The sequence below is a fragment of the Streptomyces sp. NPDC002835 genome (assembly GCF_053591995.1).
Genome location: NZ_JBSFUW010000008.1, coordinates 147,107 through 163,658 on the forward strand (window position 1 = coordinate 147,107; position 16,552 = coordinate 163,658).

Below are 16,552 nucleotides of genomic sequence, written 5' to 3' on the forward strand. Positions count from 1 at the left end.
CCGTGGGAGGTGCCCCCAGGCGGGGCTGGGTCTTCCGGTCTTGTCGGGGCTCCGCCCCGAACCTCGTACCGCGCTCCGCGCGGTGGCCTCAAACGCCGGCCGGGCTGACTGTGTCAGCCCGGCCGGCGTTTGAGGCGCGGTCCGGGCGGAGCCCGGTTCGGGGAACACGCCCGCCGCAGGCGTTATGGCTTGCCGGGGGACTCCGCCGCGTCCGCAGGCGCGTCCTCGGACTGCGCCGTACCGGCCTCGTCCGTCTCCGAAGACGAAGCGCCGTCGTCCTCATTGGACGACTCCACCGCCGCCGGCTCCACGATCTCCTCGCGCCCCGGCCGCAGCCGCGCCGAGATCACGATGTACGTGACCGCCAGGATGAAGACCAGGATGGACGTCCAGACGTTCAGCCGCAGGCCGAGGATATGGTGGGCGTCGTCGACGCGCATGTACTCGATCCAGCCGCGGCCCGCGCAGTACGCGGCGACGTAGAGCGCGAACGCCCTGCCGTGGCCGAGCTTGAAGCGCCGGTCGGCCCAGATGACCAGCAGGGCGACGCCGATGCACCACAGGGACTCGTACAGGAACGTCGGGTGGTAGAGGCCCGGCTCGCGGTTCGCGCCCTCGGTGATCCTCAGCGCCCAGGGCAGGTCGGTCTCGCGGCCGTACAGCTCCTGGTTGAACCAGTTGCCCCAGCGGCCGATCGCCTGAGCGAAGGCGAGACCGGGAGCCAGCGCGTCGGCCCACGCGGGCAGCGGGATGCCGCGCCGGCGGCAGCCGATCCAGGCGCCGACCGCGCCCAGCGCGATCGCGCCCCAGATGCCGAGGCCGCCCTCCCAGATCTTGAAGGCGTCGACCCAGTTCTCACCCTCGCTGAAGTACAGCTGGTAGTCGGTGATCACGTGGTAGAGCCGACCGCCGACCAGGCCGAACGGCACGGCCCAGACGGCGATGTCGGCAACCGTCCCGGCCTTGCCGCCGCGGGCGACCCAGCGCCGGTTGCCGTACCAGACGGCTACGAAGACGCCGATGATGATGCAGAACGCGTAGCCGCGCAGCGGAAGCGGTCCAAGATGGATCACTCCGGTCGACGGACTGGGAATGTAGGCGATGTCCATGGCAGGTCCGACGCTACCCTGCCGGGCGGGACCGACGGCAACCCGCCCGGCAACTTCTGGGTAACGAGCCCGTGCCCGTCAGGGGCCGGCCCCTGACCCCGGCCTGGAGTCAGGAGGCCGGGGCCGACGGGCTCCCGCCGTCCGTGCCGGGCGTCGCCGGGCGCCGGCTGCCCGGCGGCTTGTTCTTGTTGGCCTCCTTGACCCACTTCTTGAAGTTGGCGACGGAGATCTGCTCCTCGCCCTTCGTCGGGAAGATCGACTCTCCGTTGAGCAGCACGGTCGGCGTGCCCCGGAAGCCGCCCGCCTGGAACGCCGCGCTCGACTTCTCGACCCAGGCGTCGTGCTTGCCCTCCTCGACACAGCTGCGGAACGCGGGGGTGTCGAGCCCTTCGACCTTCCCCGCGAGCTCGATCAGCCTGCCGTTGTCGGCGAAGGCGTCGTCCGGCTCCGGCGGCTGGTTCATGTACAGCACGTCGTGGTACTCGACGAACTTTCCGACGTCCTGCGCACACGCCGCCGCGTTCGCCGCGCGCAGCGAACCACTGCCGCCCATGTTCCCGTCGATGATGGTGGCGAGGTGGTACTCGATCTTGATCTGGCCGGCCTGCTCCAGCTCGTGGATCGGCTCCCGCAGAGCGTTCTCGAACTGGGCGCAGGCCGGGCAGCGGAAGTCCTCCCACACCGTGAGGGTGGACGGGGCGTCGGTCGCGCCGACCGGGATCGCGAGCTGCTCCTCCCCCTGCGCACCGCTCGGCGCGAGCAGTGGCCCGGCCTCGGGCGCGCCGTCGTCGTCCTTGCCGCTGTTGGCGGCGATCAGGCCGATCACCGCGGCCAGGCCGAGTACCGCCACGACGGCCGACGCCACGATGAGGGTCCTGCGTCGCTTCTCGCGCGCCTTCTCCCGCGCCCGTTCCTGCTGGAGTCGCTCGCGGGCGACCCGCTTTGGCTCTTGGTTCTCGCTCACACCCCGCAAACGAACCGGGGAGGCGCCCATGCGCCTCCCCGGTCCCTGATCCACTCGTACGAGCTACGCCGTGCCGCGCACACCCCGCGCCAGTTCGCCCGCCAGTTCCCGGACGGCGGCGACGGCCGCGCCGTCGTCGGGCGCGTCGAGCATCCGCTTGACGAACGCCGAGCCGACGATCACACCGTCGGCGAACGCCGCGACCTCCGCGGCCTGTGCCGGGTTCGACACCCCGAGGCCCACGCAGACCGGCAGGTCGGTCGTGGCCCGGGTGCGGCGCACCAGGTCCTGGGCCTGTTCGCCGACCGACTCACGGGTGCCGGTGACGCCCATGAGCGACGCCGCGTAGACGAAACCCGATCCCGCCTCCGTGATCCTGGCGAGGCGGGCGTCCTTGCTGCTGGGCGCGACGACGAAGACGGTGGCGAGGCCCTGCTTCTCGGCGTGCTCCCTCCACAGTCCGGCCTCCTCGACGGGCAGGTCGGGCAGGATGCACCCGGCGCCGCCCGCCTCGGCGAGCTCCGCGGTGAACCGCTCGACGCCGTAGCGGTCGATCGGGTTCCAGTACGTCATCACCAGGACCGGCTTGCCCGTGGCGGCGTGGGCCTCGCGGACCGTGCGCATGACGTCGGCGATCCGGACTCCGCCGCGCAGCGCGATGTCGTCGGCGGTCTGGATGACGGGCCCGTCGAGGACCGGGTCGCTGTGCGGCAGACCGACCTCGACGACGTCGGCGCCGCCGTCGAACGCGGCCCTGACCGCCTCGATCCCGACGTCGACGGTCGGGAAGCCGGCGGGCAGGTACGCGACGAGCGCCGCGCGCTTCTCGTTCTTCGCCGCGGCGAGCGTGTCGCTCAGCAGCCGGATGTTGCCGCTCACTTCGCGTCCCCCTGGATCTCGGCGGCGCCGTTGTCGGCGGAGGCGTCGGCCTCGACCTGGGCGTCGGTGTCGTACAGCCCGAAGTAACGGGCCGCGGTGTCCATGTCCTTGTCGCCCCGGCCGGAGAGGTTGACCAGGATCAGCCCGTCCTTCCCGAGCTCACGGCCGAGGTCGAGCGCGCCGGCCAGCGCGTGCGCCGACTCGATGGCGGGGATGATGCCCTCGGTGCGGGACAGCAGCCGCAGGGCCTGCATCGCCGCGTCGTCGGTGACCGCGCGGTACTCGCCGCGTCCCGAGTCCTTCAGATACGAGTGCTCGGGGCCGATGCCCGGGTAGTCCAGTCCGGCCGAGATCGAGTACGGCTCGGTGATCTGGCCCTCGTCGTCCTGGAGGACGTAGGAACGGGAGCCGTGCAGGATGCCCGGCTCGCCTGCCGTCAGGGTCGCGGCGTGCTCTCCGGTCTCGATGCCGTGGCCGGCGGGCTCGCAGCCGACCAGCCGGACGCCGGAGTCCGGGATGAAGGCGTGGAACAGGCCGATGGCGTTCGACCCGCCGCCGACGCAGGCGACGGCCGCGTCGGGCAGGCGCCCCGCCCGCTCCAGGATCTGGCGCCGGGCCTCGACGCCGATGACCCGGTGGAAGTCGCGCACCATGGCAGGGAAGGGGTGCGGGCCGGCGACCGTGCCGAAGAGGTAGTGCGTACGGTCCACATTGGCGACCCAGTCGCGGAACGCCTCGTTGATGGCGTCCTTGAGGGTGCGGCTGCCGGACTTCACGGCGACGACCTCGGCGCCGAGCATCCGCATCCGGGCGACGTTCAGGGCCTGGCGCTGGGTGTCGATCTCGCCCATGTAGATGGTGCACTCGAGACCGAAGAGGGCGCAGGCGGTGGCGGTCGCGACGCCGTGCTGGCCGGCGCCGGTCTCCGCGATGACGCGGGTCTTGCCCATCCGCCGGGTGAGCAGGGCCTGGCCCAGCACGTTGTTGATCTTGTGCGAGCCGGTGTGGTTCAGGTCCTCCCGCTTGAGGAAGATCCGCGCGCCGCCGGCGTGCTCGGCGAAACGGGGCACTTCGGTGAGGGCGCTCGGCCGGCCCGTGTAGTCGACCATGAGTGCGTCGAGCTCGGCGGCGAAGGCGGGGTCGGACTTGGCCTTGTCGTACTCGACGGCCACCTCGTCGACGGCGGCGACGAGGGCCTCGGGGATGAACTTTCCGCCGAAGGCGCCGAAGTAGCCGTCGGTGTTCGGGACCTGACCCTCCGGGTCGGGGATGAAGTAGTCGCTGGACATGGCGACGCAGCTCCTTGTCGGGCCGGTGGGCCCGGGACGTGTCGGGTGTACGGAAGCGAAGCGTGTGCGGGCGGGGCGTCTTCCCCTACCCGCCCCTTCCCGAGACCGGGCTCTGCCCGGACCCGCGCCTCAAACTCCCCCTACGGCCTGGCGGCCGTGGGAGGTGCCCCCAGGCGGGGCTGGAACTGGCCGGTCTCGTCGGGGCTCCGCCCCGAACCCGCGCCTCAATCGCCGGCGAGGCTGAAGTTGCCGGGCAACTCAAGCCCGCCCGGCGATTGAGGGCACGGCCGAAGGCCGTACGGGGTCCGGGGCCTGCCCCGCCACGCGGCGGAGCCGCATGTCCGGTACAGCGGGAAGGGGCGAGGAGGGGAAACACCCCCGCCTGAAGGCCTAGCGGCCAGTGCGCGCAAGCGCGCCGCGCCATCGCATGCCGTTGACCTGGCCGGGCTCGTCCCCGATGACGTACCGCACGCGCCGCCCGTGCACCCGCCGCGCCGGCGCGCGGCAGCCGCGTGGGCGGCAGCCGCGGGCGAGGCGTGCGTACGGGTCGCGGGGCGCGCCGGAGACAGCTCCGGTGCCCGCCCGGCGCAGCGCGGAGCCCGGGGTCTGACCGGGACGGCGGCGGCGGGCGGTGGTCATGTCGGGATCAGCTCCGGCCGTGCCGCAGGGCCGGGTGCGCTCCCGCGGCCACGAGGTCCGCGACCGCCGACTTGGGGTCGCGGCCGGTCACCAGGGACTCGCCGACGAGCACGGCGTCCGCGCCGGCGTTGGCGTAGGCGATCAGGTCGTGCGGGCCGCGGACGCCCGACTCGGCGATCTTGACGATGTGCGCCGGGATCTCGGGGGCGACCCGCTCGAAGGTGGAGCGGTCGACCTTGAGGGTCTTGAGGTCGCGCGCGTTGACACCGATGATCTTCGCCCCGGCGTCGACGGCCCGCTCGGCCTCGTCCTCGTCGTGCACCTCGACCAGCGGGGTGAGGCCGATCGATTCGGCGCGCTCGATCAGCGAGACCAGGGCCTCCTGGTCGAGGGCGGCCACGATCAGCAGGACGACGTCGGCGCCGTACGCCCGCGCCTCCCACAGCTGGTACGCGGTGACGATGAAGTCCTTGCGTAGCACCGGGATGTCGACCTTGGCGCGCACGGCCTCCAGGTCGGCCAGCGATCCGCCGAAGCGGCGCTCCTCGGTCAGCACAGAGATGACGGCCGCGCCGCCCGCCTCGTAGTCGGCGGCGAGTCCGGCCGGGTCGGCGATCGCGGCGAGCGCGCCCTTGGACGGGCTGGAGCGCTTGACCTCGCAGATCACCTTGACGCCCTCGCCGCGCAGTGCGGCGACGCCGTCCTTGGCAGCCGGGGCCTTGGCGGCGCGCTCCTTGAGGTCGTCGAGGCTGACGCGCGCCTGCCGCTCTGCCAGGTCGGCGCGCACACCTTCGATGATCTCGTCGAGCACACTCACGCGAGCGGCCCCCTTCCGGGACGGTGTTGATGGATCAGGATCAGCCATGTCGATGGTATCCGCAGCAGGGCCCAGGGCCCGCATCCGGTCGCGGCCTGTCCCACTACCTGGGACTTCATGGCACGAGCGCGGAGCCGAACGGCAGGTTCCGCACCACACTGAAGATCACCAGCACCCCGCCGAGGGCCCACCACCAGCCGGCGGCGACGTTGATCCGCAGCGGGCGGTTCTGTACGGAGCGAATCAGCCACGCCACCCACACGAGGGCGAAGACGAGGTAGCCGGCGGTGGCGGCGGCGTTGGCGCCGAACGCGGTGCCCAGGTCGCCGTGGATGAACGCGTGGGCGCTGCGCAGTCCGCCGCAGCCGGGGCAGTAGATGCCGGTGTAGCGCAGCAGCGGGCAGGCGGGGTAGTGGCCGGGTTCGTTCGGGTCGACGGTCCCGACGTACGCGAAGGCGGCGGCGATGCCGGCGAGCATGCCGAGCGGGGCGGCGAGGCGGCGTGCGAGCGACGCGTGGGGCGGGTGCGGCGGTGGGAGCGCGGGGCGGCCGGTGGGTCCGCCGGGCGGGGCCCAACCGGCCCACGGTCCCGCCGGGCCGGGCGGGGACTCTCCGGGTGCGGTCCCCGGGCCGGACGGCTGCGGGACGGCGCTGACGGGCGGCGCGGCCCCGCCGGGCGCGGGGGCCGGATCCACGGGAACGGGGGCGGGAGAAGAAGGCATGGCGTCCACGCGCTGATTGTCCACGTTCAACGGCAGCGGCGCAGCCCGGCCGTGCCGTGCTGCGCCGTCGTGCGACATCCGCCCTGCGTGGTTCAGGCCGTCGCCTTCTCGCTCTCACGGGCCGCCGCGCGGTTGCGGGCCTCCACCACCTCGGTGGGCTCCTTCGGCGTGCCGAGGCCGGCCATCTTCATGGCGCCGCCGGCGACCGCGCCGAGCAGGATGAGCGCACAGCCTGCCCAGAAGCCGACCGGGCTGTTCACCACCATGAAGACGCCTGCGACGCAGAAGCCGGTGAAGGCGATGATGCTGCCGGTCCAGGCGGCCGGGGTGTGTCCGTGGCTGCTGCCCGCCATGAGTTGCTCCTCGTTTCCAGTGCGATGTCGTGAGCCGGTGCTCGTACCGAGCCGGACGCTCGCCGTCATTCTTCCGTACGCCGGGGCGTCGGCCGATCCGGGGTCGGTTCGGGCCGCGGTGCGGCGCCGGAACCGGGGTCATCGTTCGCGGGTCGGGTCCTCGCCGCGGTCCAGGGCCTTCCACAGGTCCTCGGGGCGGTCGGGGTCGACCGGACGCTCCTTGCGGGCGCGGGGGGTGCCGTCGCGTTCGTAGCGGCCGGACATGGACGGCCAGGCACGGCCGAACCGGAGGGCGAGGAGTCCGGCGAGCAGGATCAGCGCACCGCCGGCGGCCGTGACGTACGGCCAGACCGTGTGCGACAGGGCCTCGACGGTGGCGGCCGCGTCGCCGGTGGTGCGGGCGGCCTGCTCGTCGAGCGCGCCGGAGCCGGACGCGCCGAGCAGCGCGGCCGTGGCGGCGCCGGCGCCGCTCAGGGAGAGCAGCACGGCCACGAGGAGACGGCCCGCGCGGCGTACCGCGAAGAGGGCGACCAGCGCGGCGAGGCCGACGATCGCGAGCGCCGTCGGGACACCCGTGACGTCGGAGCCGCTGGCGTCGAGGGGGACGGACCCGCCGCCCACCGACGCGGTGCCCTCCGCCCAGACCCGGCCGGCGGCGAGCAGGACGACGGTCGCGCCGGCGGCGCCGAGGAACAGAGTGGCGGCCAGGCTGCGGCGGCTGCTCGTGGCGGCCGTCGCGGCTGCGGCTCGGGGCTGGGGTACGGGTACAGCAGTCACGCTCCCCACTATCCCTTACGGGCCGCCCGATCACTCAGGCGGTTGGCCGTGTGGACGGCGCGCAGCACCGCGGCCGCCTTGTTGCGGCATTCGGTGTCCTCGGCGACCGGGTCGGAGTCGGCCACGACACCGGCTCCGGCCTGCACGTAGGCGGTGCCGTCGCGCAGCAGGGCGGTGCGGATGGCGATGGCGGTGTCGGAGTCGCCGGCGAAGTCCAGGTAGCCGACGCAGCCGCCGTACAGGCCGCGGCGCGACGGTTCGAGCTCGTCGATGATCTGCATGGCGCGCGGCTTGGGCGCCCCGGAGAGGGTGCCCGCGGGGAAGCAGGCGGTGAGCACGTCGAATGCGGTACGGCCGTCCGCGACCCTGCCGGTGACGGTGGAGACGATGTGCATCACGTGGGAGTACCGCTCGATCGACATGAAGTCGACGACCTCGACGCTGCCGGGCTCGCAGACGCGGCCCAGGTCATTGCGGCCCAGGTCGACGAGCATCAGGTGCTCGGCGCGCTCCTTGGGGTCGGCGAGCAGTTCGTCCGCGAGGTCGTTGTCCTCCTGCGGCGTGGCGCCGCGCGGCCGGGTGCCGGCGATGGGGTGGACCATGGCGTGCCCGTCCTCGACCTTGACCAGGGCCTCGGGGCTGGAGCCGACGACGTCGAAGCCGTCGAAGCGGAAGAGGTACATGTACGGCGAGGGGTTGGTGGCCCGCAGCACCCGGTAGACGTCGAGCGCGCTCGCCGTGCACGGGGTCTCGAACCGCTGCGAGGGGACGACCTGGAAGGCCTCGCCGGCCCGGATGCGCTCCTTGATGTCGTCGACGGCCGCCTGGTAGTCGGTGCCGCCCCACAGCGCGGAGAACTCCGGCAGTTCGGAGGCGGGCAGCGCGGCGGGCCGGGAGGCGAGCGGCCGGGCGAGGTCGTCCTCCATGGCGTCGAGCCGGGCGACCGCGTCGGCGTAGGCCTCGTCGACGCCGGTGTCGAGGTCGTTGTGGTTGATCGCGTTGGCGATCAACAGGACCGTGCCGTCCCAGTGGTCGAGGACCGCGAGGTCGGAGGTGAGGAGCATGGTCAGCTCGGGGAGCTTCAGGTCGTCGCGCTCGCCGGGGCCGATCCGCTCCAGCCGCCGCACGATGTCGTAGCCGAGGTAGCCGACCATGCCGCCGGTGAAGGGCGGCATCCCGGAGGCCAGGTCGTGCGGGGTGTGCAGGGTCTCGACGGTCTCGCGCAGCGCGCGCAGCGGGTCACCGCCGGTGGGGACGCCGACCGGCGGGTTGCCCAGCCAGTGCGCCTGCTCGTCGCGGACGGTCAGGGTGGCGTCGGAACGTACGCCGATGAAGGAGTACCGGGACCACGAGCGGCCGTTCTCCGCCGATTCGAGGAGGAACGTGCCGGTGCGCTCCGCCGCGAGTTTGCGGTACAGACCGACGGGGGTGTCACCGTCCGCGAGCAGCCGGCGGCTGACGGGGATGACGCGGCGGTCGGCGGCGAGCTTGCGGAACGTCTCGAGATCCATGGCGCCAGACCCTACTTGTCGAGCAGTACGTCGGTGTCGAAGCAGGTGCGGGCACCGGTGTGGCAGGCGGCGCCGACCTGGTCGACCTTGACCAGCACGGTGTCGGCGTCGCAGTCGAGGGCCACGGACTTGACGTGCTGGACGTGCCCGGAGGTGTCGCCCTTCACCCAGTACTCCTGGCGGCTGCGGGACCAGTACGTACAGCGGCCGGTGGTCAGGGTGCGGTGCAGCGCCTCGTCGTCCATCCACCCGAGCATCAGCACCTCACCGGTGTCGTACTGCTGGGCGATGGCGGGGATCAGCCCGTCGGCGCTCCGCTTGAGGCGGGCGGCGACGGCCGGGTCGAGGCTGCTGGCGGGGACACTGCTGGTCATACCCGCCATTGTGCCGTGCCGAAGTCGGTGGGCGGGCGGTGCGTCCACTGGGCGGACCCGGTGCCCCCGCCGTACGCTGGCGGCCATGTCGACCCATGCCAAGCGTGAACGGCTCCTTTTCGCGGACCTGTTGGAGGCGGTCGGCCCGGATGCGCCGACCCTGTGCGACGGCTGGCGCGCCCGGGATCTCGCCGCCCATGTGGTGATGCGCGAGCGCCGGCCCGACGCGGCGGGCGGGATACTGCTCGACGCGCTGAAGGACCGGGCGGCGCGGATCCAGGCGGAGTTCGCCGAGAAGCCCTACGACGAGCTGGTCCATCTCATCCGGACGGGCCCGCCGCGGATGTCGCTGTACGGGATCAAGCAGATCGACGAGGCCGCGAACACGGTGGAGTTCTTCGTGCACGCGGAGGACGTGCGCCGGGCGCAGCCGGAGTGGACGCCGCGCTCCCTGGACCGTGTCTTCGAGAACGCCCTGTGGTCGCGGCTGGAGAAGGCCGCCAGGCTGCTCGGCCGGAAGTCGCCCGTCGGTCTGGTGCTGCGCAGGTCGAACGGCCAGACGGTGGTGGCCCACAAGGGCACTCCGGTGGTGACGGTGACCGGCGAGGCGGGTGAGCTGACCCTGTTCGCGTTCGGCCGGCAGGAGGCCGCGCAGGTCGACCTGGAAGGCGACAAGGACGCGATCACCCGGCTGAGCGGGGCCGCACTCGGCTTCTAGTGCGACCCCGCTCAGCCGGTCACCCCGCTCCCGTGCCGTCAGCGGCCCCTGGCCCACTCGGCGTACGCGTCCTGCGGTTCGGGGGCCGTGGCCGGAAGCGCCGGAGGTACGGCCTGTGGCGCGGGGCGCCGCCACAGGAGTCCCGAGCCGGCCAGCGCCAGCAGGAAGCCGGCCGGGATGGTGACCAGGCCCGGCGTGTGGAGCGGGAACCAGTGGAAGTCCATGTCGGGGAAGAGCGACGTCGGCGTGCCCGACGCCGCCGGTGACCAGACCATCAGCACGGCGATCAGCGGCAGCGTCCCGTACACCGCCCAGCGCACCCCGCCGGCCGTGAAGTGCCGGCGGAAGATCGCGTACAGCAGTACGGGCGGCAGCACGGACGCGGCCCCGGCGAACGCGAACGAGAGCAGCACCTGCGGGTTGCGTCCGATCGTCTGCGTCGCGGCGAACACCGCGAGGGCGCCGACGACGGCGACCGCCCAGCGCGCCAGGCGCACCTCCCCGGCCATGGAGCGCCGCCCCCGGCCGCCGATGCGCGTCTGCCCGGCGAGGTCGCGGGTGAAGGCGGACGCGGCGGCGAGGGTGATCCCGGCGACCGTGGACAGGGTGGTGATGAACACGGCGCAGGCGACCACGGCGAACAGCAGGCTGTGCCGGGGGCCGCCGGCCTCGGGGTCGAGTGCCGTGGTGACCATGAGCAGCGCCGAGCTGCCTCCCGGGTCCACGGCGGCGATGTTCTTCTGACCGACGAGAGCGGCCGCGCCGAGACCGATGACGACGACGCCGGCGCACAGCACGGCGACGGGCCCGACGGCCCAGCCGGCGGCGCGGCGGGCGCTGCGCGCGCCGCGCATGGGGTGCAGCCGCATGGTGATGTGCGGCATACAGGCGGCGCCGAGGACGAGCGTGAGCATGAAGCCGGTGAGATCGAGCCAGCCGAAGAAGCCGCGCCCGAACTGCAGACCCGGCAGGGCGTACGAGCTGCCCGGGCTGTTCTGCCGGGCCGCGTCGAACAGCGAGAACGGCGACCAGCCGAAGCGGTTGAGCACGATGCCCGCGAGCAGCACCACCACGGCGACCACGACGACCGTCTTGAGGATCTGGATGTAGCCGGTGCCGCGCATCCCGCCGAAGGCCGAGTAGCAGATCATCAGGGCGCCGCCGGCGACGGTGCATCCGATGAGGGCGCCGGGCGGGAGGCCGAACATGGACGTCATGATCTTGCCGGCGACGGCGAGCTGGACCACGAGCAGCGGGAACAGGACGACGATCGCGGCGATCCCGAGGGGCACGCGGACGGAGCGGTCGGCGAGCCGCTCGGTGAGGAAGTCGCCGAGCGTGTAGATCCCGCCGCCGCGCAGCGGCTTCGCCAGCACCAGCATCACCAGGACCAGCGAGGCGACGGTGGCCATGGCGAAGAGGATGCCGTCCGCGCCGACGAGGGCGACGGAGCCGGTGGTGCTGAGCAGGGTGGCGGCGGAGACGTAGTCCCCGGCGACGGCGAGGCCGCCGCCGACCGGGCCGAGGGTGGCGCCGCCCGCGTAGAAGTGCTCCGGGTCGTCCTGGTCGGCGGCGGCCAGGCCGCACAGCAGCAGCGAGACCGTGACGAACGCGAGGAAGACGACGAGGGCGAGGGAGCGGCCCTCGAACCCGGCACCCGACGCCATGGGTCCGACCAGGTGGATATCAGATGACATGCCGGGTAGATCACCAGTGGGGCCGGTACCGCGTACAGCGGCCGGTCCGGCTTCGGTGCCCGTACACAGCCGCGGGCAGTCGGGGGTGTGCGGCGTCACACCCCAACTGCCCCTAGGGCTCCAGCAGTCGGCGGGCGGTGAGGGCGAGGGAGACCTCGACGACGTCGGACGGCCGGGACAGTGAGCGGCCGGTGAGCTGCTCGAAGCGGCGGAGCCGGTTGAGGACCGTGTTGCGGTGGCAATAGAGCCGGGTGGCCGCGCGCTGCGCGGATCCCTCGGCGTCGAGCCAGACGGTGAGCGTGTCGACGAGGAGGTCGCGGTCGGCGGAGTCGATCCCGTACAGCGGTCCCAGTACGCGCTCGGTGAGCGCGCGGCCGAGGTCCGGGGAGGAGACGACGACGGCGGCGGGGAGGTGGTCGTCGAGAAGGACCACTCCGCCGGTGCGGGGGCAGGCCCGCAGGGCGGTGGCGGCAAGTCTGCGGCCCTCGCCGACGGCGGCGAGCCCGACGACGACCGAGCCGATGCCCACGCGGACGCCGGGCGCGGCCTCCACGCCCGCCGCGAGCGCGGCGGGGTCCAGGGGCCCCGCGGATGCGGCGGCGGGTTCCTCGCCCTCGGGGGCACCGGACGGCGGCCGGCGGTCCGGGTCCGCTAGGTGGACGATGCCCAGCTCCGCCTCCGGCGTGGAGTGCCACACCACGGGGACGCCCGGCGGCAGCGTGACCGGCGGGCCCGCCGGGTGCGGGTGGGGGGCGGCGGCCGCGATCACCACGAAGCGGCCGTCCTGCGGGACGCCGAGCAGCGCCGAGGCGTCGGGCAGGTCGGTGATGCGGGCCGTGCCGTCGAGCAGCGCCGAGGTCGTCAGCCGCAGCCGGTTCTCGCGGCGCCACTCCATCCGGCGCTCGGTCTCCCGGTAGGCGTCGGTGACGACGGCGCAGTGCTCGTCGACGAAGTTCCAGACGTCCGCCGCGACATGGACGAGCAGCCGTACGTCCTCCGGGTGGCGTCGGGCGGTCTCGTCCACCAGTCCCTGCCAGACCATCGCACCGCCGATCCGGAACGCGTGCAGCACCGCGTCGAGCGGGATGCCCTGCTCGGCCCGGTAGGCGCCGATCGACCGCGAGGTGCGCCGGGCGATCTCCCGGCACTCCCGGGGGCGGATCAGCGAGGCGACGTTGTGCCGGAGCGACTGGTGCACCTCCTGCCACACCTCGGACGCGTCGGCGTCGATCGCCGCCCGGTACGCGGGCTCCTGCTCGCGCAGCTCGCCGACCAGGGTGGTGGTCAGACCGACGACGTCGTCCAGCAGCACCTGTGCGGCACGGTGCAGTACGGCGAGCGCGTCCGCGTCCAGCAGGGAGCGGGTGCGGTGCGGGGCCGCATGAGGGGCGGGCACCGCTCTGACGCGCGAACGGACGAGATTCGACATGGGCGGCCTCCACCAAGAGTCGGCTCGCTCCGGCGAACCCTGACCTCGGGCACGCCGGATCTACCTGACGCTCGCAGAATGGCATACCGCCCGGTCGGTACCCAGGGGTTTACGGCATTCTTCTCATCACGGTCCAGCAACGCGACCCCGCGGGGTCAGGATCCGGAGCGTTCCAGGAGACGGGCGAGCTCGGTCCGGGAGCGTACCTGCAGCAGGGCGAACACGTTCCGCAGATGGTGGTCGACGGTCCGGGTGCTGACGGACAGCCGCAGGGCCACCTCCCGGTTGGTGGCGCCCTCCGCCACGTGGTGGGCGATGCGCCGCTGCTGCGGGGTGAGCCGGTCCAGCGGCCCGCTCCCGGTGTCACCGGTCACCGCCTCGCCGGCCGCCCGCAGCTCGCCCTGGGCTCGCTCGGCCCAGCCGCGGGCCCCGCAGTGTTCGAACGCGACGAGCGCGTCCCGCAGCGGGCCGCGGGCCTCCCTGGTCCTGCGGCGGCGCCGCAGCCACTGCCCGTACAGCAGCAGGGTGCGGCCGCGCTCGAAGTCGCCGCCCGCCCGGTCGTGGTGCGCGAGCGCCTCCTCGTAGCACGCGGCGGCCTCCTCCGGCGGTGCGAGGAGAGCGCGGCAGCGGGCTAGCTGGGCGGGGGCGAGCGGGTCCGCGGTGCTCGCCGCCCACATCCGGAACTCCCCCACCGCCACCGCCGCGCCGCCCGGCCGCCCCGCGAGAACGGCGGCCTCGACGAAGCACGGGACGGCGAGCATCCGGACCGCGAAGTGGCCCTGCCTCGGCCCGGGCACGACGAGCGGGCCCAGCCGGGCGGCGGCCTCCGCGCACCTGCCCGCCGCCAGGTCGGCGCGGCCGACCGCCCAGACGGCGAGGCTCCCGGCCTGGGCGAGACCGTGCGCCACGGCGGCGGCCGCCGCGGCGTCGGCGTGCCGCGCGCAGGCCTCCGCATCGCCCTCGACGGACGCGGTCAGGGCGAGCACGGCATGCAGGTGGGCGGCGGCGTTGCGCCGGCCCAGCCGGCCGGCGGCCCGCAGCCCCTCCTCCGCGTGCACCCGGGCGCGCGGATGCCGTCCGGCACGCAACTCCCCGTACGCGAGGTGCTCCAGCGCCTGGGGCAGCAGCATCCGGGGCCCGTGCACCTGTACGGCGGCCAGGGCCCTGGCCCCGGCCCGGCAGGCGGCGTCCACGTCACCGACGACGAGCGCGGCGGCCGCGGACCGCAGCAGCCCGACCGGCTCCTCGCCCCGCTCCGCCGCCGCGACGCACCTGCGCAGCAGCCCGTGCCCCTCGTCGAACCGCCCGGCGAACAGCGCCAGTACCCCGGCGACGTACACGCTGAGCGTGTCCTGGCCCTCGGGCCGGGCGGCGGGGCCGGAGGCGACGCCTCGGGCGGGTGCGGCGCCCTCGGCCTCCGGGCCCGCCCCCGGCCCGGACCGGCCGGCGCCCCGCGCCTCCGGCCCGGCCTCGGCCGGGTCCGCCGCGACACCTCGTGCGCCCGCCAGGGCACCGCCCTCCCGATCCGCCCCGCCGACAGCCGGGCCGCCCTCGGCCGGGTCCGGCCTCCGGGCCGGCGTCGGGACGGGCCAGGGAGCGGTCCGCCCCCCGGGCCGGCGCACGCCGGAAGGCAGCACCGCGGCGCACGTGTCCGGCGCGGCGGCCCGGTCGCCCGTCGCCGGGCGTGCGGCCTGGGTATCACCGGCGCCCGTCGCCGGGCCGGGGTTCGTGTCGTCGTCGGCGACCGCCGGGACGCGGGCCAGGGCCGCCGCGTAGGCGGGGGCGTCGCCCATGGACCAGGCGGCCTCCGCCGCCGCGAGGAGGGCGGCGGTCGAGCGGGCGGTGTCGTGGTCGGACAGGAGCGCGGCGGCCGCGAGCAGGAACTCGTGGGCGTCGGCGACCGGGCCGTCGCAGAGGGCGAGCAGGCCGCGTACGTACGGGGCGTGGCCCAGGGCCGGTGCGGCACGGACGCGGGTCAGCAGGGCGCGGGCCCTGACCGGGTCACCGCCCAGCCAGGCGTGCTCGGCGGCCGTCGCGAAGCGCACGTCGCGCAGGGTGTCGTCGGGTGTGAGCTCGGCGGCCCGCGCGAGGGCCGTGGCCCGGTCGGGGTGCGGCCCGGGCGCGGCGGCCGCCCGGTCCAGGGCGTCGGCGAGCGACGGGTCGGGGCCGCCCGAGGCGCAGGCCAGCTGGACCAGCCTGGCCCGGACGAGGTGCGGCCCGTCCAGTGCGGCGGCCAGCAGCCGGTGTGCCGCGCGCCGGCCGGCCGGCTGCGCGCCGCGCAGCACGGCGGTGCGCAGCAGCGGATGCGTGAAGTGGATGCGCGCGCCGTCGCCGTGGAGGACGCCCGCGCGTTCCGCGGGCCGCAGCCGTTCCGCGTCGAGCCCGGCCGGCCGGGCGGCGCGCAGCAGCAGGGCCGCGTCGGCGCCGGCGCCTTCCGGTTCGTGCTCCTGGGCCGCCGCGGCGAGCAGCAGCAGGAAGCGGGTGTCGGCGGGCAGCGCCCGGGCGCGGGCGGCGTACGCGTCGAGGACGTCCTCCGCGCCCGGCAGGGGGTGCGGCAGCGGCGCGTGGCCGGCGAGCTGGTCGGGGGTGAGGCCGCGGGTGAGCACGGTGAGCAGCCGCGGGTTGCCGCCGGCCTCCCGGCACAGTTCGTCCCGTACGACGGGGTCGGTCCGGTCGTCGCCCGTCAGCCGGTCGAAGAGCGCGGTGGCGGCCGTGTCGTCGAGGGGCCCGAGCCGTAGCCTCGGCAGTCCGGTGAAGGCGTCGTGGCCGCCGGGTTCGTCGGTGGCGGTGAGCAGGACCGCGACGCGGTCGCCCAGTGCGAGGCGGCGGGCCGCGAAGCCGAGCGCGACGCGGGAGTCGTGGTCCCAGGCGTGCGCGTCGTCGACGCAGACCAGCAGCGGGTCGCGGGCGCCCAGCGCCCGCAGCACTCCGAGGAGCGCGATGGGTGCGAGCCCCGGCAGGGTCGCGTCGTCGGCCTCGGGCGGCAGCGGTCCGGTCGCGGAACAGAGCAGGGCGTGCAGTCCGCTGTACGGCAGGGTGGCCTCGGCGGGGGCGGCCCGGGTGTGCAGGACCGCTCCGCCGCGACGGCTCCCGACGGCGTGGCGCGCGAGCGCGCTGCGGCCGAGGCCGGGCGGCGCGGTGACGACGAGGGTGCTGCCGCAGCCCTGTCGCAGGAGGGACAGCATCCGGTCCAGTAAGGCGAGTTCACCGTTCCGGCCGTACAGCCGGTGGGGACTGTGCACGGTCGTCGATGGGGTCACGGCGAGCAACTTACT

The 16,552-nt window shown here is 74.4% G+C and carries 15 protein-coding genes; 1 reads left to right on the forward strand and 14 read right to left on the reverse strand.

Annotated elements, in window-relative coordinates; all coding sequences use genetic code 11:
• Positions 1-182 precede the first annotated feature (182 nt).
• From lgt to hisI, 11 genes are all read right to left on the reverse strand, one after another.
• A complete protein-coding gene (gene lgt / locus ACWD01_RS11495; RefSeq protein WP_451160527.1) occupies positions 183-1,109 on the reverse strand; it encodes a prolipoprotein diacylglyceryl transferase in 927 nt (308 codons plus the stop codon).
• A 109-nt stretch (positions 1,110-1,218) separates the two neighbouring features.
• Positions 1,219-2,103, reverse strand: a complete 885-nt coding sequence (locus ACWD01_RS11500; RefSeq protein ID WP_451160529.1) for a DsbA family protein — start codon at positions 2,101-2,103, stop codon at positions 1,219-1,221.
• 33 nt (positions 2,104-2,136) lie between these two features.
• Entirely contained in the window at positions 2,137-2,952 is an 816-nt protein-coding gene (gene trpA, locus ACWD01_RS11505; protein ID WP_451160531.1) for a tryptophan synthase subunit alpha, read from the reverse strand.
• On the reverse strand, positions 2,949-4,241 hold the full coding sequence (trpB, locus tag ACWD01_RS11510; RefSeq protein ID WP_451160533.1) for a tryptophan synthase subunit beta: 1,293 nt from the start codon (positions 4,239-4,241) through the stop codon (positions 2,949-2,951). The genes trpA and trpB overlap by 4 nt, the downstream gene beginning before the upstream one ends.
• Positions 4,242-4,631: 390 nt before the next feature.
• Positions 4,632-4,880 carry a tryptophan biosynthesis modulator TrpM gene (gene trpM, locus ACWD01_RS11515; RefSeq protein WP_451160535.1) on the reverse strand — a complete coding sequence of 83 codons (249 nt, stop codon included), beginning with the start codon at positions 4,878-4,880 and terminating at the stop codon, positions 4,632-4,634.
• 7 nt (positions 4,881-4,887) lie between these two features.
• Positions 4,888-5,697, reverse strand: coding sequence for an indole-3-glycerol phosphate synthase TrpC (gene trpC / locus ACWD01_RS11520; RefSeq protein WP_451160537.1), 810 nt, complete (start codon positions 5,695-5,697; stop codon positions 4,888-4,890).
• Positions 5,698-5,812: 115 nt separating this feature from the next.
• Complete coding sequence (locus tag ACWD01_RS11525; protein ID WP_451160539.1) at positions 5,813-6,427, reverse strand: DUF2752 domain-containing protein; 615 nt, start codon at positions 6,425-6,427, stop codon at positions 5,813-5,815.
• Positions 6,428-6,510: 83 nt separating this feature from the next.
• Entirely contained in the window at positions 6,511-6,771 is a 261-nt protein-coding gene (locus tag ACWD01_RS11530; RefSeq protein ID WP_451160541.1) for an HGxxPAAW family protein, read from the reverse strand.
• A 138-nt stretch (positions 6,772-6,909) separates the two neighbouring features.
• On the reverse strand, positions 6,910-7,557 hold the full coding sequence (locus tag ACWD01_RS11535; protein WP_451160543.1) for a TIGR02234 family membrane protein: 648 nt from the start codon (positions 7,555-7,557) through the stop codon (positions 6,910-6,912).
• Positions 7,557-9,059 (reverse strand): anthranilate synthase component I, encoded by a 1,503-nt coding sequence (locus ACWD01_RS11540; protein ID WP_451160544.1) that lies wholly within the window; start codon positions 9,057-9,059, stop codon positions 7,557-7,559. The genes ACWD01_RS11535 and ACWD01_RS11540 overlap by 1 nt, the downstream gene beginning before the upstream one ends.
• Before the next feature lie 11 nt (positions 9,060-9,070).
• Positions 9,071-9,433, reverse strand: coding sequence for a phosphoribosyl-AMP cyclohydrolase (hisI, locus tag ACWD01_RS11545; protein ID WP_264242792.1), 363 nt, complete (start codon positions 9,431-9,433; stop codon positions 9,071-9,073).
• 85 nt (positions 9,434-9,518) lie between these two features.
• Here hisI and ACWD01_RS11550 point away from each other — a divergent pair, with 85 nt between their 5' ends.
• A complete protein-coding gene (locus ACWD01_RS11550; protein WP_451160547.1) occupies positions 9,519-10,151 on the forward strand; it encodes a TIGR03085 family metal-binding protein in 633 nt (210 codons plus the stop codon).
• A gap of 38 nt (positions 10,152-10,189) precedes the next feature.
• On the opposite strand, the gene ACWD01_RS11555 is transcribed toward ACWD01_RS11550, so the two are convergent.
• The 3 genes from ACWD01_RS11555 to ACWD01_RS11565 all read right to left on the reverse strand — a co-directional run bounded on the left by ACWD01_RS11555 (position 10,190) and on the right by ACWD01_RS11565 (position 16,537).
• Positions 10,190-11,848, reverse strand: coding sequence for a sodium/solute symporter (locus ACWD01_RS11555; protein WP_451160549.1), 1,659 nt, complete (start codon positions 11,846-11,848; stop codon positions 10,190-10,192).
• 112 nt (positions 11,849-11,960) lie between these two features.
• Positions 11,961-13,277 (reverse strand): PucR family transcriptional regulator, encoded by a 1,317-nt coding sequence (locus tag ACWD01_RS11560; RefSeq protein ID WP_451160551.1) that lies wholly within the window; start codon positions 13,275-13,277, stop codon positions 11,961-11,963.
• A gap of 155 nt (positions 13,278-13,432) precedes the next feature.
• Positions 13,433-16,537, reverse strand: coding sequence for a LuxR C-terminal-related transcriptional regulator (locus tag ACWD01_RS11565; RefSeq protein WP_451160553.1), 3,105 nt, complete (start codon positions 16,535-16,537; stop codon positions 13,433-13,435).
• Positions 16,538-16,552: the final 15 nt, after the last annotated feature.